This window comes from Pseudobutyrivibrio ruminis AD2017 (genome assembly GCF_000424305.1).
GTDB classification, from domain to species: domain Bacteria; phylum Bacillota; class Clostridia; order Lachnospirales; family Lachnospiraceae; genus Pseudobutyrivibrio; species Pseudobutyrivibrio ruminis_B.
Genome location: NZ_AUJQ01000012.1, coordinates 26,984 through 45,541, shown reverse-complemented (window position 1 = coordinate 45,541; position 18,558 = coordinate 26,984). Strand labels below are relative to the sequence as shown.

19 protein-coding genes are annotated in these 18,558 nt (G+C 35.2%); 16 read left to right on the top strand and 3 right to left on the bottom strand.

What is annotated here, in order from left to right:
* Positions 1 to 60 precede the first annotated feature (60 nt).
* The 3 genes from G611_RS0109145 (at position 61) to G611_RS0109135 (ending at position 4,379) form a co-directional block, all read left to right on the top strand.
* Entirely contained in the window at positions 61 to 2,220 is a 2,160-nt protein-coding gene (locus tag G611_RS0109145) for an EAL domain-containing protein (RefSeq protein WP_028243365.1), read from the top strand.
* A gap of 780 nt (positions 2,221 to 3,000) precedes the next feature.
* A complete protein-coding gene (locus tag G611_RS0109140; protein ID WP_028243364.1) occupies positions 3,001 to 3,621 on the top strand; it encodes a class I SAM-dependent methyltransferase in 621 nt (206 codons plus the stop codon).
* A 14-nt stretch (positions 3,622 to 3,635) separates the two neighbouring features.
* A complete protein-coding gene (locus G611_RS0109135) occupies positions 3,636 to 4,379 on the top strand; it encodes an alpha/beta fold hydrolase (RefSeq protein ID WP_028243363.1) in 744 nt (247 codons plus the stop codon).
* A gap of 43 nt (positions 4,380 to 4,422) precedes the next feature.
* Here G611_RS0109135 and G611_RS0109130 read toward each other — a convergent pair whose 3' ends face one another.
* Complete coding sequence (locus G611_RS0109130; protein WP_028243362.1) at positions 4,423 to 5,001, bottom strand: GDSL-type esterase/lipase family protein; 579 nt, start codon at positions 4,999 to 5,001, stop codon at positions 4,423 to 4,425.
* 197 nt (positions 5,002 to 5,198) lie between these two features.
* Between G611_RS0109130 and G611_RS15745 the strand changes: the two genes are divergently transcribed.
* The 3 genes from G611_RS15745 (at position 5,199) to G611_RS0109115 (ending at position 6,293) form a co-directional block, all read left to right on the top strand.
* Positions 5,199 to 5,336 (top strand): hypothetical protein, encoded by a 138-nt coding sequence (locus G611_RS15745; RefSeq protein ID WP_155942276.1) that lies wholly within the window; start codon positions 5,199 to 5,201, stop codon positions 5,334 to 5,336.
* Entirely contained in the window at positions 5,326 to 5,832 is a 507-nt protein-coding gene (locus tag G611_RS0109120; protein WP_028243361.1) for a nitroreductase family protein, read from the top strand. The genes G611_RS15745 and G611_RS0109120 overlap by 11 nt, the downstream gene beginning before the upstream one ends.
* Before the next feature lie 254 nt (positions 5,833 to 6,086).
* The gene (locus tag G611_RS0109115) at positions 6,087 to 6,293 is read left to right on the top strand and encodes a hypothetical protein (RefSeq protein ID WP_028243360.1); all 207 of its coding nucleotides are present in this window, start codon (positions 6,087 to 6,089) and stop codon (positions 6,291 to 6,293) included.
* A gap of 162 nt (positions 6,294 to 6,455) precedes the next feature.
* On the opposite strand, the gene G611_RS14515 is transcribed toward G611_RS0109115, so the two are convergent.
* Complete coding sequence (locus tag G611_RS14515; protein ID WP_051195189.1) at positions 6,456 to 8,702, bottom strand: EAL domain-containing protein; 2,247 nt, start codon at positions 8,700 to 8,702, stop codon at positions 6,456 to 6,458.
* Between the two features lie 477 nt (positions 8,703 to 9,179).
* Here G611_RS14515 and G611_RS0109105 point away from each other — a divergent pair, with 477 nt between their 5' ends.
* Positions 9,180 to 9,767: a nuclease-related domain-containing protein gene (locus G611_RS0109105; protein ID WP_028243359.1), complete on the top strand. Its 588-nt coding sequence runs from the start codon at positions 9,180 to 9,182 to the stop codon at positions 9,765 to 9,767.
* A 414-nt stretch (positions 9,768 to 10,181) separates the two neighbouring features.
* On the opposite strand, the gene G611_RS15385 is transcribed toward G611_RS0109105, so the two are convergent.
* A complete protein-coding gene (locus G611_RS15385) occupies positions 10,182 to 10,760 on the bottom strand; it encodes a GDSL-type esterase/lipase family protein (protein WP_051195188.1) in 579 nt (192 codons plus the stop codon).
* A 51-nt stretch (positions 10,761 to 10,811) separates the two neighbouring features.
* Here G611_RS15385 and G611_RS14505 point away from each other — a divergent pair, with 51 nt between their 5' ends.
* The 9 genes from G611_RS14505 (at position 10,812) to G611_RS0109055 (ending at position 18,558) form a co-directional block, all read left to right on the top strand.
* The gene (locus G611_RS14505) at positions 10,812 to 11,216 is read left to right on the top strand and encodes a nitroreductase family protein (RefSeq protein WP_242824274.1); all 405 of its coding nucleotides are present in this window, start codon (positions 10,812 to 10,814) and stop codon (positions 11,214 to 11,216) included.
* Between the two features lie 103 nt (positions 11,217 to 11,319).
* Entirely contained in the window at positions 11,320 to 12,318 is a 999-nt protein-coding gene (locus tag G611_RS0109090; RefSeq protein ID WP_028243357.1) for a helix-turn-helix transcriptional regulator, read from the top strand.
* Positions 12,319 to 12,322: 4 nt separating this feature from the next.
* The gene (locus G611_RS0109085) at positions 12,323 to 12,913 is read left to right on the top strand and encodes an HD domain-containing protein (protein WP_028243356.1); all 591 of its coding nucleotides are present in this window, start codon (positions 12,323 to 12,325) and stop codon (positions 12,911 to 12,913) included.
* A gap of 24 nt (positions 12,914 to 12,937) precedes the next feature.
* Complete coding sequence (locus G611_RS0109080; protein WP_028243355.1) at positions 12,938 to 13,147, top strand: hypothetical protein; 210 nt, start codon at positions 12,938 to 12,940, stop codon at positions 13,145 to 13,147.
* A gap of 2 nt (positions 13,148 to 13,149) precedes the next feature.
* Positions 13,150 to 13,473, top strand: a complete 324-nt coding sequence (locus G611_RS0109075; protein WP_028243354.1) for a thioredoxin family protein — start codon at positions 13,150 to 13,152, stop codon at positions 13,471 to 13,473.
* 15 nt (positions 13,474 to 13,488) lie between these two features.
* The gene (locus G611_RS0109070) at positions 13,489 to 13,818 is read left to right on the top strand and encodes a rhodanese-like domain-containing protein (RefSeq protein WP_028243353.1); all 330 of its coding nucleotides are present in this window, start codon (positions 13,489 to 13,491) and stop codon (positions 13,816 to 13,818) included.
* 497 nt (positions 13,819 to 14,315) lie between these two features.
* Complete coding sequence (locus G611_RS0109065; RefSeq protein WP_028243352.1) at positions 14,316 to 17,417, top strand: EAL domain-containing protein; 3,102 nt, start codon at positions 14,316 to 14,318, stop codon at positions 17,415 to 17,417.
* Positions 17,418 to 17,656: 239 nt separating this feature from the next.
* The gene (locus G611_RS0109060) at positions 17,657 to 18,136 is read left to right on the top strand and encodes a flavodoxin family protein (protein WP_028243351.1); all 480 of its coding nucleotides are present in this window, start codon (positions 17,657 to 17,659) and stop codon (positions 18,134 to 18,136) included.
* A gap of 2 nt (positions 18,137 to 18,138) precedes the next feature.
* Entirely contained in the window at positions 18,139 to 18,558 is a 420-nt protein-coding gene (locus G611_RS0109055; RefSeq protein ID WP_028243350.1) for a DUF523 domain-containing protein, read from the top strand.

Genomic DNA, 18,558 nt, shown 5'->3' with positions numbered 1-18,558 from the left:
TGTATTATGTAATAACTGAGAGTGTGTAGTGATGTGAATAGATGAATAGGGTTGAGGGTTATGACAGCAAAAGTGAGCGAAAACTACATAATCAATAATTTGGACAAAGCGCTTGATAATGGCTGGATAAAGGTTATGCATCAGCCAGTAATTCGCGTGTACAATGAACAAATCTGCAATGATGAAGCATTGGCACGTTGGGAAGACCCAGAGAATGGAAATATTTCTCCGGATATTTTCGTGCGTATTTTGGAAGGACATAATCTTGCCTACAAGCTGGATTTATATGTACTTCAGAAGGTTATTAAGAAGATGGAGCATATTAATGACATAGGAAGAGGCACGGTTCCTGAGTCTATTAATATCTCTAAATCCGATTTTTATTCATGTGATTTTATATCTGAAATTAAACGTATTGTTGATTCATCAGGCATTGACAGAAGTAATATAGTTTTCGAACTGGCTGAAGAATCATTCTATGAAGATAAAGAATTTATTAAATCAAAGCTAAATGAGCTGCGTGACCTGGGATTCAAGATTTGGCTTGATAATTATGGAAGCAGTTATTCTTCCATAGATGTATTGCGCTCATTTGATTTTGATGCAGTTAAATTTGATAGAAACTACCTGGAAAAGGTGGTGTCTGATAACAATTGCAAAATAGTAGTTACCGAATTGATAAGGACAGCTAGAGCCTTAGGCAGTGAAACTATTGCTGAAGGTGTTGAAAATAAGGAGCAGTTTGATGCTCTAAAAGAAATAGGCTGTGGCAAAATCCAGGGATTTTATTATTCAAAACCTCTTTCTTTTGAGGACATACTAAAAAGATACGAGACTAATTCCGCCATTGGATTCGAAAATCAAAATGATGCACAGTACTACGATGCTTTGGACAAGGTAAACCTTTATGATATGTCTTCTTATATGGAAGAAGATATAGATTTAAAGGACTATTTTGACTGCTTGCCAATGGTGGTTTTGGAAGTGGGTGCAAATTCCATTACTGAAATTAACAGTAATGCATCTTACCGTAAATTCATGAAAAAGCATGAAGTGCCATGCAGTGGTTGTAGAAAGCTATCATATTTCGATTTGGCTGATAAGTTAGGCAAAAATATAGCGTTGACATTCATCGATGGAATTACAAGACGTACGAATTTCATTATCGATGAAAATCTGGAAAACGGAAATAGAGTACATCTTATTATCCAAAAAATTGCAGAAAACAAAGATAAAGGAACCATTGCGGCAAAGGTTGTTTTGCTGGGATACATTAATAATCAGGCAGAGCTAAAGCATCTGGAAGAATTGGAAAGAATAAAACATGAACGCAAGGCCTATGCCCGTTTGGCAGCCCTTTCGGGAGATTATATCTGCATGTATTCAATCAATCCAGAGACAAATGCCTTTACTGAGTATGATTCGGCAGAGAAATACTCAAGGCTGAATATTGTTAAGCAGGGAGATGACTTCTTTAAACAGCCTTTTACAGACGGAGCTGAGTTGATTTATGCTGGCGATCGTGAAATGTTTAAGGCACTTTTCTGCAAGGCAGAAGTGATGAAACAGATAGCTCAAAAGGGCATGTATAATTTGGAATATAGGGCTATGCTAGAAGGTCGCCCACATTATGTGTGCCTAAAGGTTGCAATGTTATCTGAAGATGGTGAGAAGCGATTGATTGCAGGTATCATCGATATTGATTCCCAGAAAAGAAAAGAGCAGGAGTATTATAAGCATCTTGAGGAAGCAAGAGAAAGAGCAAACAAGGATGGTTTGACAGGAGTTAAGAATAACTCTGCATATTCCGAATATGAAAATAAACTCAATCTTCATATTAATGGAGGTAAGGCGCCTGAATTTGCGATAGCAATGTTTGATATTAATAATTTGAAGTATGTTAACGATACTTACGGACACAAAGCAGGTGATGATTACATCAAAAAAGGCTGCAAGATTATATGCCAGACCTTTAAGCGCAGTCCTGTTTTCAGAGTAGGTGGAGATGAGTTCGTGGCTATCCTTCAAGACGAGGATTTGACCGATCGTGAAAACATCATTAACGAATTCAGAAGGGAAAACGAAAAGCGCGCAGACGATGGCGATATCGTAATAGCGTCAGGCATAGCTGTATATAACGGGGATACAAATGTATCTGCTGTTTTTGAAAAGGCGGATGCCGAGATGTACAAAAATAAAAAGCAGCTAAAGGGAAGATAAAAACATGTTAAGGATGGAAAGAAAATAATGCTCACAGCAATGTGGGCTTAATAATTTACATAGGGCGGTTATTTCGAAAGAGATAGCTGTCCTTTTTTGTGAATTGTTTTGTGGGGTCAGGCAGTGCTAGAGAAGAAAATGTTTCCAGTACTGCCCTGAAGAGGAGAATTACCCCTGTGAAATTAGAATGGTAGGATACAGTGGTAAAAGATAGTAGGAGATTACTTAGGAGATATGGCTTATTACGTGAAAATAGTGAGAATATGAATTTGTGATGTAATATCTTCAGGTAGTGTGGCGTAATTTGGCAACATATTTGAAATATGGCGAAATACACTTTAATAAACAAAAGTAAACTAAAATAAGTAATAGAAAATCAGTCCAATCTCAGCGAAATTTTACGGTAAGAAGTAACTATTCATAGCATATTACCGTAGCATCACAAATCCCAAAGCCACAAAGCCCATTCGAGAGAAGAGAAATGAGCAGTGCTAGAAAGAAAAATGAGGTTAGTACTGCTTGGGAGGAGAAAAAATATCACTTTTGAATTGAAAATAGATAAAGCAATTAGACTGGCTTCGGCTGGTCTTTTTGTGTTTTAGGCTTGAAAAAAATCCTTATAAGATTTGATATTTATAACCATGGTTAGCAATATCTAACCCGATGTGATATTATTAGTTAAGAGATAGATAAATAGTATAAGGTGCATAGATAGAATGAAATTCTGCACTTTTAGCTTGGATATGTTTATTGTTTTAATTAGGGTCAGGAGGCTTAGTAATGGGATTATTCAGGAATTTTGTAAATCAAACTAGAAAGCCTGATGGTTTTCTGGGAAAAATGATGGTTAATGGAATTAACGATGGTCATGCAAAGATGGCTGACTGGGGGATGTCACATCTTTCTATAATGGCTCCCGATGAGATATTGGAGGTAGGCTGCGGAGGAGGAAGAAATGCCTTTGAATTGATGCAGAAATATCCAGCTGCTAAGCTTACAGCTATTGATTATTCCAATGTGTCGCTCGAAAAAGCCAAAGTATACAATGCAGATATGATTAGAAATGGAAGATGCGAGGTAGAGAAAGGAGATGTGTCTCAGCTTAAATATAATGAACAATATGATTTGGCAACTGCATTTGAAACTATCTATTTTTGGCCAGGATTAGAAAAATGCTTTGCTGAGGTTAATAAGGCATTAAAGCCTGGCGGAACATTTATGATTTGCAATGAATCAGATGGTCGAGATAAAGCTAGTCTACATTTTGAAAGCATAATAGATGGAATGAAATGCCATACTATTGAAGAAATAGAAGATGCACTTATTAAAGCTGGTTTTTCAAGGGTGAGTGCTGACCATCATGAAAGTAAGCCATGGATTACAGTAATTGCAGAAAAGTAGGTTGAATAAGAGCTATGACAATACATGAATTTGGTAAGGAAAATGATAAAATGATGATATTACTTCATCCTGCAGTTGTGATGTGGGATTTCTTTGAGTATGTTATTCCAGTGCTTAAAAAAGATTATCATCTCATTGTTCCTGCAATTCCAGGTTATGACCCAGATGTAAAAAGTGATTTTACAAGTGTAGAAGATATAGCAGAAGAGCTAGAAATATGGCTCACTGCGAATGGGATAACGCAGGTTGATTGTATTTATGGTTGCTCTATGGGAGGAGCCTTTATTACAAAACTATTATCAAATGGAGTGATTCATTTTGATAGAGCGGTGATTGATGGGGGAATTACGCCGTATCAGTTGCCATGGGTAGTTACTAGATTAATCCTAATTAGAGATTTTTTGATGATATCTATAGGTAAACTTGGTGGAGTGAAGCTTTTAGAAAAGGCATTTGCTACAGAGAATCTTTCTGAGGAAGATATACAGTATGAAGCGAAGGTTTTAGAAATGATAAGCTACAAGACTATCTGGAGAACCTTTGATTCTACAGATAATTATTCTATGCCAAAAATTGTAACTACAGATTGTAACAATATAGAGTACTGGTATGGTGATGGTGAAGAGAAGCAAAGAAAGTGGGATATAGATTATATCAGAAAGGTATTTCCAAATACCGTATTTAAGAAGTTTGATAATGCTGGTCATGCAAGTTTGGCTCCATTTCAGCCAGAAAGATTTGTTGAAGCTATTATTTAAATTGTTGTAGTTGGGAGGGCGAGGGATTGTGTCAATGTTAACATCATAGTATTCCAGATAAAACTTCCATTAGAGATTTGGCAAACTTTTTATGCCCATCAATTGAAAAATGAACTTCGTCGTAACCCATCTCTATATTCCATTTTCCAGCATCGATAGCATTTATGTTATGCTCTTTTGCTAGTTTCATATAGCCTTCATTCATTTTTTTGCTACAGTCATGATAAAGCTGCAGTTCATGATCAGGAGTACTGATATATGGTGGTGCAATCAGGATAAATCTAGCAAGGCAGTTTTGATTAACATAATCAAGAATGCCATCAAGTCTTTGAATTGTAGCTTCAACATCGGGATGATTTGTAAGTAGAATATCATTGGTACCAAGCATCATTACAAAGACATCATCTTTGGTTAGACTTTGAATGGTTGTTGTGAAATAGCCAGAGCTTAACTCTGGCAACATTCGTCCATTCATTCCTTCCTCAATGACATCATACTTATCTTTTAGGGCTTCTTTTACATGTGTAGTCCAACGTATTTCTGCTGGATATCTACCACCAATGAAGCCTCTTGGATCATAGCCATATGTATTTGAGTCTCCAAATAGAATTAGTTTTTTCATAGAGTTAACCTCATTTGATACTAGGCAACATTGCCGTGAACTGATTCACTTATGCCTTCATTTACAAATCCAAATTTAGAATACCAGCGTTGTACTTGTTGTAATAATGATAGCAGATATTTAAAGCTTTGGCTGGTCTTTTTGTGTTATGAAAAAATTTTACTGACATTTTAAAAAATTAGCCCGTATAATGAATTATGATTCAAATGAAGGAGGAAACCATTTATGAAATTTGCTATGTTATGTTGGACCTTTGGGTTCTTTGGGGAATTTCTATATCTGTTATAGGAGTTGTATTAACAAAGCAAAAAAGGAGATTTATAGATGGAATTTAAGATAGTTATAGAAATGAGAGAGTCTGTTCGTAAGTACAGTAATCAGAAACCAAATGAAGAACAGGTTAAATATATTTTAGAAGCGGGACGTATGGCGCCAACTGCTTTCAATAAACAGCCACAACGCATATATATATTAAAAAGTGAAGAAGCACTTCAAAAAATGGATAGTGTTCATCCTTGCCGTTATGGAGCACCTATGGTTATATTGGTATGTGCTGACAAGGATGCTGCTAGTAATTTTCAGGGTGGAAACAGTTATTTAATGGATGGAACAATTGTTGCAACACATATGATGCTTGCTGCTACTGATATTGGATTAGATACTTGTTGGGCTGGAGTCAATGATGTTGAGCAAACACAAAAAGTCTTTAATTTGCAGGAAAATATCTATCCTATCTGTTTTTTGGATTTAGGATATCGCTCTGATGATTTTAAAAGTCCTTTAGGCAATAAGAAAAGAAATTCCTTAGATTCAATGATTAATATTTTATAGGCACGGAATAATATGTAATCAATACGTAATCAATCTATTTGATATTGGTGGAATCTTATTTGGATAACCACACTAATCCCTCACGATTAACCTGCTAACATAGTATGCTTTAGTAGAGGGTAGGGTAATACCGAGGAGGCCAGGATATGAGCGAAAGCGGTAAAAAGCAGGACTCTGTACACGAAAGTGACAGAGTCCTGTTAGTTTATTAAATCTATAAAGAGTCACCAATTAGAGAAGCAGTACCTATTCCTATGCATGATACAAAAAGAATCGTAATGACAATAAGAATAATGCTTAGAATAAATTGTGCAATCGCCCAGTTTTTGCGAGAACGCTTTTCAGAGGAACTACTGACAGCCCAGACAATTAAGCATATAAAACCAACAAATGGTATGCAGGTAAGAATAAGTGTAATTAGCCAGTCACCTACAGACATGTCAGTGTCTGGTGTTGAATAGGTATAAGATGGTTCGTAATTATTCTGATTATCCATAAAAATCCTTTCATAATAAATGGTATGTACAAGTTCCTTTATATAGAAAGATTAACAAAAAAATGTGTTTATTTTATAAATGAACATGTTCTCCCTTTCTAAGATATGTAAACTTTATAAAGGATATTTAAGTAATGTAAGCTCTATTGGCGGTTTTATTATTTATGTCATCGAAATCTAATAATTCAAAATCAGTTACAGGCATAGGTTTATAAAAATAATATCCTTGCATTCGTTCGCAATCTATATTTAAAAGAAATTGAGCCTGTTCTTTGGTTTCGACACCTTCAGCAATAAAGTTGAATTTAAGCTGCAAAAGCATTTGGATTATATAGTTAATAATGATTTTGCTTTTTTCTTTGTTCTTCTCGTCCTTTAAAAAGATGTAATCTAGCTTTATTCCGTCAACAGGAACCTCTTTAAGCATATTTAATGAAGAATAGCCACTACCAAAATCATCCATTTCAACAATAAAACCATATTTTTGAAGGGCAGTAGTTGTTTTTAGTAGAACCTCAGTATCTTCAACATATGCGCTTTCAGTAATTTCAATCCTTAGCTGCGACGGTGCGATATCATACTTTCGTATTAGATTGTTGAAATAGTCTGCAATGTTGTTATTTTTTTCAATGTCATAACGTGATAAGTTTATCGAAATGGAATGTTGGATACCCTTTTCATTCCATCTATGGAGGTCCTGACATACTTTATCCCATATTAAGCAATCTAAATCATAGATAAGCCCTGCTTGTTCTAACATAGGTATAAATATGCCAGGACTTATCCAGCCTAACTTTTCGTGGTTCCATCTACATAAGGCCTCGGCACCAACTATTTTGCCTGTCTTATAATTAACTTGTGGTTGGTACCATACTTGTATTTCATTATTCTTTACAGCCGTTGAAAAATGACCACAGATGTCGGCAACCATTTTAGCTTTTTCCCATTGGTCAGTATTGTATATTTCATATCCCCCACCTGAGACAGAATTGCGAGCTTTCTTTTCTGCTAAATGGGCATAATCTAACATCTTATCAACATTAATATCTGAGTAATCATCACTTGTTAGAACGTATACACCACTGCATAACTGGACTGTATAGTCGATACCCTGATTTATATAATAGTTTTTTACAGGTTCAAATACAGTCTTTTCTTGATTGAAAAGATTATTGTCATCTGGAACTAGAGCTAAAACTGCAAAATGATCAGCCCCTATTCTTGCAACAGCTTCTTTTTCAGACAGGTAATTCATGGTTTTATCAGCCCAAAAAACTAAAAGATCATTACCTGAATTCATACCCATTTTATCGTTTATAAATTTAAAGTTTTTAATATTGTTATAAGATATTAAATACGTTAAAGTTGGGTTCTCCCTTAATAGCGTTTTAACTTTTTTACGGAAACCATCAAGACTTAAGGCTCCAGTAAGAGCATCATACTCAATTAATTGGCGGATTTGCTCATCTTGTTCTTTTCTTATTGCATATTGTTTTGAAACGAAATGCAGAATAATAAAAACCAATAATAATCCAAATATAATGATTAGATTGCCATAGATATATAAGTAGTCAAAGAAATCATTTTTATACAGATGCCGAGATGTATAATCCAATATAATCGCCTGACGTTGATTATCATTAATCTTAGAAATGCCCACATTAATCTGGTTTATTAGCTCCTGATTTTGAGGGGTATCTAAAGCGCCAACTCTAAAATCCATTGAGAACATTGTTGTTGGTTGAACTTCTAAATCTGAATATGATGGTTTTTGAAGCACATAACTCCATACATAAGAGTTGTAAAGTAATGCGTCAACATCACCTTTTCGAAGAGCATTCACACAATCAGGCATAGTTTTATACAAAACAAGATTCATACTTGGATACAAAGTGTGAACAGTATCAGCAACACCTGCCATTGATTGTAGCATTCCAACCTTTATTTGTTCTAAAGATTGAATGTAACCGCTACTCAAAGTGACAAGCGTAAAAGGTGTTGTCATAAGATTATCTGATACGATTGAAGGTTGTCCTGAGGTGCTTTTTATAGAACTGCCAAAAGGCATTACCAAATCATAATTAGGGTTGTCTAGTGCGTCTTTAAGTGATGATTCTTCTATAATCTTAAAATTAACATTATAACCAGCATTTTCTGCCGCAAGACTCATTAAATCAATTCCAATACCTACAATATCGTTATCTTTGGATGAATTATCAATATAAAATAGAGGGCATCTATCCGAAGGCACACCAACTATTATAGTTTCGTTAGCAGATAAATCTGTAGCCAAAACTGCCCCATTAAACAGGTAAGCAATCATTAATGAAATAAGTAGAAGTACTATTATATTAATTTTTGGAAATGTCTTCATATTAAACCAATCCTTGTAAAAATAATATTTTTTAAAAAGTAGTTTTTACATGGTTCAAAACAATTCACCCACGATATGCTGTATTTACGTAAGTATAGCAAATATTTATGAATACTTTGTTAATTACAAGGCTGATTAATTCATCCCATGAAGAATTGAGAATAGATTGAAAGGTATCAATATTAACGTGTTGACTTCTTTACGCAATCTGCCTCAGAAAATTCAAGACCATAATACTGGATAACAGATGTACTCTTAACGGCATTCTTTGTTATAATATATGTGATTTTAGGAAAGGAGGATATTGCTTATGTTCAATACCTCAAAATACCTTCACGAGGTGGAGGCCTAATTTCAAACCCGGGCTTAAGCTAAGCTTGCCCGTTTATTTATATTTGCTGCATGGCTTCGGCTGTGCAGCTTTTCGATTAAAATTCTTTTGGGGTGGCAAGAGTACAGTTATGGGAGCTTTAATCAATGAGTGAAATCTATTTAATATCACTTATAGTAGGCATAGTTGCTGTCTTTATACTGATATTTTGGCTAGGTATAAATATTGAGGATCCAGTTGAACGTGCTGGCAAAAGAGGAGAAGAGGTAGCAACTGACATAATTAGTCGAGTATTAAAAGATGATGATATCTTGCTTACAAATGTAAAGATATCGTTTGAGGGAAGCCGCTCTGAAATAGATAATTTAATTATTAATTCTCATGGTGTTTTTATCATCGAGGTTAAGAATTACGTTGGCGAGTTGGTTGGCGGCTTGGACGATTATGAGTGGAAGAAGTATAAGACCACTCCAGGTGGAGATATCTACTGCAAGACAGTAAAGAATCCTATTAAACAAGTTAAAAGACAGATTTACATACTATCCCATATTTTGAGACAGCACAAACTTGATGTGTGGGTAGATGGATATGTCATTTTACTTGAGAAAAACAGTCCTGTAGATGACGATATGATTCTTGAAAGCTTATCAGATATAGATAAAGCTATTCATGGGCTAGGAAGCAATCATCTTTCTGATAGGGAGATAGATATAATTGCAGATATTTTTGATTGATAATTAAGTAATAGGGCGTATAGACAGTAATATAGCATTATCAAATGGATTAATAGTTATTTACAAATAATATGATTGTCTATATAATGTAGATAAGAAAAGGTGCTACCGATAGACGGTCGCCCTAGCTTATATGGTTATTTAGAACCGCAAAGTTTGGACGCTTGGGCGGTTCTATTTTTTTGTCTTGCTATTTCGACCTACGGAATAGCCAAGACTAAAGCAAGTAATACATAAACTAGTAACAGCTATAAAATCCGATAAAGTCAACATGACATTGTCCTCCTACGAAGATTCCCCTACGGGGTTATGTAAACGAAGTTCACAGTACTCCGAAATTGGACGACCGCCTACCCGAGAATGGTAGCACCGATGTATAGTTTAGCAAATCATACATTCATTTACAATCGAACATCACAATATTTTTTCTAGAGCTTCTATCAGTGATTTGGCAAAGTGTTTATGTCCCTCAATTGAAAAATGAACTCCATCGTAACCCATCTCTATATTCCAGCATCCAGCATCGATAGCTTTTATGTTGTGAGCCTTGGCCAGTTTCATATAGCCTTCATTCATTTCTACACTACAATCATGATAAAGCTGCATTTCATGGTCTAAGGCACTTATGTATGGTGGTGCTATAAGGATAAATGTAGCCAGGCAGTTCTTAGATACATAGCTTAGGATACTATCAAGTCTTTGAAGCGTAGCGTCCACGTTTGGATGATTGGTTAGCAAGATATCATTAGTTCCAAGCATCATTACAAATACATCTTCCCTAGATAGACCTTGGATTACTGTTGTAAAAAGTCCATAGCCAAGTTCTGGAAGCATTCTGCCGTTCATACCTTCCTCAACTATTTCATAACTATCTTTTAGGGCTTCTTTTACATGAGTAGTCCAGCGAACTTCTTCAGGATATCTACCTCCAAGAAAGCCTCTTGGGTCATAGCCGTATGTATTCGAATCTCCAAATAGAATTAGTTTTTTCATAGTTTCAACCTCATTTGATACCAAGTAACATTACCATGTACTGATTCAGTTATGCCTTCATTTACAAATCCAAATTTAGAATACCAGCGTTGTACTTGTTGTAATAATGATAGCAGATATTTAAAGCTTTGGCTGGTCCTTTTGTGTTATGGAGCACCTATGGTTATATTGGTATGTGCTGACAAGGATGCTGCTAGTAATTTTCAGGGTGGAAACAGTTATTTAATGGATGGAACAATTGTTGCAACACATATGATGCTGGCTGCTACTGATATTGGATTAGATACTTGTTGGGCTGGAGTCAATGATGTTGAGCAAACACAAAAAGTCTTTAATTTGCAGGAAAATATCTATCCTATCTGTTTTTTGGATTTAGGATATCGCTCTGATGATTTTAAAAGTCTTTTAGGCAATAAGAAAAGAAATTCCTTAGATTCAATGATTAATATTTTATAGGCACGGAATAATACGTAATCAATTCAATCATATAACTTTGTCCAATAAGTTACCCTTCTGTGGTATACTCAAATTAGTTGAGTATATGCGGGAGGGTATTTTTATGCCAAAAGGGTCAAATCAAAAATTAAAGCTTAGTTATCTTTGTAAAATCATGCAGGAGAAGACTGATGATGAGCATAGCCTTACACTACAACAAATAATGCATGAACTTGAAGAAGAAGGAATTACTGCAGAAAGAAAGAGTCTCTATGATGACTTTGCAGTTATGAATGACAAGCTTGGAATTGAAGTCATCAAAGAGCAGATAGGCAGAGAAACCTTTTATCATGTGGGAAGCAGAGAGTTTGAGCTTGCTGAGGTTAAGCTTTTAATAGAAGCTATTCAGTCATCGAAGTTCATCACTAAGAATAAGTCTGCTCAGCTAATCAAGAAGATGAAGACTTTTGTCAGTGAATACCAGGCTAAGCAGTTGCAGCGCCAAGTATATGTAAACGATCGTATCAAAAATATGAATGAGTCTATCTACTACACTGTAGATGGAATTCATACAGCTATAGAGCAGAACAAGCAGATTAAATTTCAATATTGTGTATGGAATACTAATAAGGAACTAGTGCCAAAGAAGGATGGAGCATTCTACAAGGTAAGTCCTTGGTTCCTTGCAATGGAAGATGAGAACTATTACTTAGTTGCCTATGATAGTGAGGCTGGAAAGATTAAGCATTACAGAGTAGATAAGATGCTTAAGATTGGTATCACTGAGGATCTTCGTGAAGGTAAAGAGCTATTTAATAATTTTGATATGGGCGAGTATGTGGTAGAAAACTTCTCAATGTTCCATGGAGAAAAGAGAAGAGTACACATTGAATTTCCAGATGACAAAGTAAGTATCTTTATAGATAGATTCGGAAAAGATGTAACTATAAGACCTGCAGAAAATGGAAGAAGTTTTGTCGCAGTTGATGTAGCTGTTTCTCAGCAGTTTTTTGGATGGGTCTTTGGACTTGGTGCTGACGTTAAGATTACAAGTCCTGAAGATGTAGTTGCTGATTATAAGAAACAGATAGAAGAACAGTTAAAGGGTTATTGCGGAGAATAGATATATGTATCCAACTAGAAATGAGGCAATGAGACTTCTTGAAGAAGCAGAAAAGATGAACCCAGGGCCATGGGGTGATCACAGTAGAACTGTTGCTCATTGTGCTGAATGTATTGCTGCTAAAAGTGGGCTTGATGCGGAAAAAGCATATGTAGTAGGTTTGTTACATGACATAGGGAGAAGATTTGGAAAACGTCATCTTGGGCATGTTTCTGATGGATATTCTTATATGATGTCTTTAGGCTATGACGAACCATCCAGAGTATGTCTTACACATTCATTCAATGGCAAAAGCATTGATGGTTATGTTGGCAACTTTGATACAACGGCTGACGAGACCGAATTAATAAAAACAGAATTAGCCAAGATAGAACTTGATGAATATGATAAGTTAATTCAGCTTTGTGATTCCATCGGTGGAGCTGAAGGTGTTATGGATATCATAGATAGAATGTCTGATGTTAAAAGAAGATACGGTTACTATGATCCTGAAAAATGGGATACTAATTTGGCGCTAAAAGATTATTTTGAGCAGAAGATGGGTGAAGATATCTATATTGTGGTTGATAAAAATAACTACAAGCCTAGTAAATAACGTGAATAGTAGGGGGATTTTACTATGGAAAGAGAATTTCTAGAGGAAAGACAATTCACAAAGCTTTTAGCTGGAAAGACATATAAGATTTTCTTTGAAGGAAAAGACTGTGTCATTGCTGAAACAGAGCGTGGGGATGTTGTTATAGCTTTTAGTGAATATGAGTATTACTCTTTGTCTAATGATGAGATAGAGCAGAAAATCTATGATGGTATAAAGAGTAGAGAAAAGTAAGTATGATTGATATTAAAGCAGGAGAGACTATACAAGAATTAGTCTGTAAACACTCAATAGTATTGTTTCAATTTAGTTCCAAGTCTTGCACACCATGTGTAGCCATACGGCAACGCATAGAAGCTTGGTTATCTAATCATGAGCAGATTGAAGCAAGACATATATCTATTGATGAGCAACCAGAGCTTGCGGCACAAAATGATGTTTTGTCATTTCCTACTGTTGTTGTATATGTAGAAGGGCAAGTGGCTATCTGCGGATCTGGATATTTTAGTTTGGATGAAATCTTTGCAAAGTTAGAGCGGTTGATTGAATTAATGTCGTAGGATTGAGGGGTGAATATGGGATTATTTAATCTTTTCAAACATGTAGATATTAATGCCGAAGTAGAAGCCATGAAGGCTATAGAAAACGCAGTGCTTCTTGATGTGCGTTATAAGGAAGAATATTTAGGTGGACACATTCCAGGAAGTAAAAATGTGCCAGTTGAGAATATAGAAAAGGTAGTGGATGTCATTGCAGATAAAAATACTCCAGTTTTTGTATATTGCCTTCGAGGTTCTAGAAGTGCATCTGCAGTAAGTGCTATGGAAAAGATGGGATATACAAATGCTAAAAGTATCGGTGGCATAGTATCTTACAAAGGAAAAACAGTAATAGGAAGTAATTAATTTTTGGACATCTATATATGCAAGTTCGAGAAAAACCCTGATATTGCAAAAGAATTTGAATATGGATAAAGGATAATAAATATGTTTCAGAAGGGGCTGTTGAGGTAGAGGGTTATACTGCAAGGAAATTAGCAGAGATTTCCGAGTATCTTAATGGTGAAGGAGCCTTTTTGCTGCTAATTGAATTGCGAGATAATCCTCAAAGGGCAAAAGCGTGAATAAAGGAAGGTTTTAAACATAAGTAAATATTAGCTTTAACACCAATTGCAGTAGGTGAATATATATATATTTGAAGCTCATCCTATTTAAATTTTTGTTTAAAAGTCTCAAATATTACCGCGTTTGATCCTGACCTCTCATCACTAGTAATCATCTTTTGGAGCAGTAAATTGAGAACAATGAAACTTTTGTGAATAAAGAGAAATGATATTACCCAAAAGGTATAATATGGATGTATATGTTATCTGCTGTAATCTGCGATTTTGTGGGGATTAGACATGGAAAGATATAAATATGATGAAAAAGAACTGAAATTAATTGAAAGCAGTAGTATACCACTTGCTGTTTATCAGTTTATAGATAAGCGTGTTGCTACAATAGCACTGTCTGAGGGATTTGTGAAGTTAATCGGCCTTGATTCGATGGAAGAGGCTTATTATCTCATGGATAATGATATGTATAGAGATGTTCATCCTGATGATGTTGCCGAATTGGCAGATGCTGCTGTACGTTTTGCAGTAGATGGCGGAGAGTACAATCAGGTATATCGTTCCAAACTTGGTGATAAATATATCATTCTTCACTCTATAGGAAAGCATATATACAAGGAAAATGGTGTAAGACTTGCAGTTGTAAACTACGTAAACGAAGGTGTTTACAATGCAGATAACAGAGACATCGCTATGGGATTTAATCTAATCCATAAAAAGCATTTTCAGAGCAAAAAGGCTGCAACAGGCTTGAGCTATGATTATTTGACTGGATTACCAACTATGGATTACTTTTTTGAATTGGCAGAAGCCACAAGAAGCAAGGCTGTGAATGAGTGGAGAGAATTAGTAATGATGTTCTTTGATTTAAGCGGTATGCAGGCATTTAATCAAAGATATGGTTATGAAGCTGGTGATATATTAATAAAAGAGAGTGCTAAATTACTGGTTAAGTTTTTTGGAAATTATAATTGCTGCAGAACAACAGCTGATCATTTTGTTGTATGCACAGACAGGGAAGGGATTGATGATAAGCTTAAATGTTTGGTTAAAGATTTTAAGCTTATTAATAATGGTAAGAATTTGCCTGTTAAAATAGGCGTTTATGACACCAGATTTGGGTATGTAGGTTCTGCTACAGCTACGGATAGAGCTAAGATTGCCTGTGATAGCTGTGGGCAGATTTACGATTCGAAAATTGTGTATTTTGATGAAAAGATGTTGAAAAAGTTTGAAGACAGACGATACATCTTTGAAAATTTGGATAATGCTATAGAAGATGGTTGGATAAAGGTATGTTATCAACCTATTATCCGCACATCTAATGGCAAGGTTTGTAATGAAGAAGCTCTTGTTAGATGGAAGGATCCTAAGAAGGGGGAAATGGGTCCTAATGATTTTATACCTATTCTTGAGGATGCAAAGATAACGTATAAGCTTGACTTATATGTTGCGGAGCAGGTAATCATAAAGCTTAAGCAGCAGGCAGAGGCAGGTTTGAATGTTGTGCCTAATTCCATCAATTTATCAAAAACGGATTTTTATTCCTGTGACATTGTAGAAGAGATAAGAAAACGTGTGGACGAGGCAGGGATAGATAGAAGTAGAATAGTAATCGAGTTGACTGAAAGTGTAGTTACAGATGATGTAGATTACATGATTATCCAGATAAAACGCTTCAGAGAATTGGGCTTTAGCGTTTGGTTGGATGATTTTGGTCGTGGATATTCCTCTCCTGATTTACTGCAGAGGATACATTTTGATGTAATAAAGCTTGATAAGGCTTTCGTAGATGAAATTCATGAGAGTGAAGACAGTAAGGTTATTGTCTCTGAAATTGTCCGTTTAGCCAGGGGTTTAGGAAGCGATACAGTAGCTGAAGGTGTTGAAGATGAGAATCCAATAGATTTCCTCAATGAGGTGGGGTGCACAAAACTTCAGGGCTATTATTATAGTAAGGCAGTTCCATTTGATGCTATTCTAGATAGATATAAAAACGGAGTTCAGATAGGTTTTGAGAATCCTAAAGAGGCTGAGTATTACGCAACTGTTGGTAATGTAAATATGTATGATATGTCTTTCTCAGCTGATGATAGCATTATTTCTGGTGATTACTTTGACACAATGCCTATGTTTATCGTAGAAGTAAAAGGCGATGAGATTAGACATATGAAAGGTAACAAATCCTATAAGATATTTATGGAGAAATATTATCCAAAGTTTTCTGTAAGTGAGAATTATTCGGATGGTAGAGCAGACCAAAATTTCTTCAATGCATTGATACAGTGCAAAAAAGATGGAAAGCCTGTTATCGTTGATATTAGAGGCAAGAACAACGATGTAATTCACTTGTTTATTCGTAAAGTTGCTACAAACGAAGAAAACGATGCTGTAGCGTTGTCTGTTGTAATGCTGGGGTATATTGATAATGATGCTGAACTGCGACATAAAGAGGAAATTGAACGAATTAAAAGGGAGCGTATGACTTATAACAGAGTCACTGCGCTTACAGGTGATTTTATTTGTATCTATGCAATTGATCCTGAGAATGAACATTTTGTTAGATATACCTTAGATGAAGATTATAGATACTTGGGCTTGGATAATGAAGGGGACAATTTCTTTGAAAAGTTCAGAGAGAAAGGTCTGAAAAATGTTTTTATAGAAGATATCGACCATTTCCTTACGTTGTTTTCAAAAGAAAATATTTGTAAGACAATTGAAAGTAATGGTGTTTATTCTATAAACATAAGATTAATGTATCAGGGGGCACCAAAATATGTATGTATTAAGGCTACCTATATTATTGAAGACCAAAAACAAATTCTAATACTAGGTATTGTCGATGTAGATGATCAGGTTAGAAAAGACCAGAATTATTATAAGAATCTTGCAGAGATGAGTAAGATAGCGAATCTTGATTCTCTTACTGGAGTTAAGAATAAACATGCATACATTGACGCAGAGGCTAAACTTAACCGTCTCATTGAAGAAAAAGAGGACTTAGAGTTTGCAACCATAGTTTTTGATATAAATGGTCTTAAAGAAATTAATGATTCTTTGGGACATCAGGCAGGAGACGAGTTTATTAAATCTGGATGTTCTATAATTTGTAACTTATTTAAGCACAGCCCAATATATAGAATTGGCGGAGATGAGTTTGCTGTTATTGCTCAAGGTATGGATTATCAGAATATTGACCTTATAATGGCAGAACTTGAAAAGATTAATTTGGAGAATCAAAAAACTGATAATGTTGTAATTGCTTGTGGGGCAGCAAGATACAATGGTGAGCGAAATGTAGCAGGAGTATTTGATAAGGCTGATAAAAGAATGTATGAGAATAAACGACAATTGAAAAATTATCAATTACCTGTTATACATAGTTGACAATACCACTTTTTCAGTATTTTCATGGCTAAGAATCAATCCGAGTCTCAACAGCCTCAGCACTTAATCCTAGGACTTTGGTTGAATGGGGGTCACTTTTGTGACCCCCATATTTGAATAAAAAGATTATTTCGAGCAAAAGATGGGTGAAGATATCTATATTGTGGTTGATAAAGATAATTACAAACCAAGTATATAACAAAATTGAAATGAGCCGTTCATATGGGAGGGAATTTTTCATGAAAACACTTATTGTTTATTATTCACATGAGGGAAATACGGATTTTGTTGTTAAGAAAATTGCAGAGAAGACAGGTGCGGATACACTAAGATTAGTTCCTGTTAAAAAGTATCCAGAAAAAGGATTTGCAAAATTCTTTTGGGGTGGAAAGAGTGCTGTTATGGCAGAAACTCCTGAGTTAGAACCATATTCAGTAGATTTAGATTCTTATGAGCAGATAGTATTTGGTTTTCCAGTATGGGCTAGCAATATTACTCCACCGCTTAGAACATTTATCAAAGAAAATCCTGATATTAAGGAAAAGAGAATTGCAGCATTTGCTTGCCAAAGTGGAAAAGGTGCTGAGAATGCTTTTGAAAAATTAAAAGACAGCATTGGCATAGTTACATTGACATCTAAACTTATTCTTATTGATCCAAAGGATAAGCCTAGCGATGACAATGATAGAAAAATAGAGGAGTTTTGTAAGGAAATATAAAAATGGTAATAGGTGTTAGTGCTTGCTTATTAGGCGAAAACTGTAAATACAATGGTGGTAACAACATCAATGAAAAAGTCATAAATTATATCAAGGGACATGAGGTTATTCCAGTATGTCCAGAGGTTCTTGGTGGGCTTCCTATTCCAAGAGACCCTGCGGAAATAGTGGATGGTGTGGTTAAACATAAAGATGGTAGTTCTGTAGATAAAGAATTTAGAACTGGTGCACAAAAAGCTTTAGAAATTCTAAACGATAGAGGCGCTGAGCTTGTAATTTTAAAATCGAGAAGTCCTTCTTGTGGTGTTAACACTGTTTATGATGGTACATTTTCTGGGAAACTAGTACATGGTAATGGTGTGTTTGTAGAGTTACTCAAAGAATATGGAATAAATGTATTAGATGTAGAAAATCTAGGATAA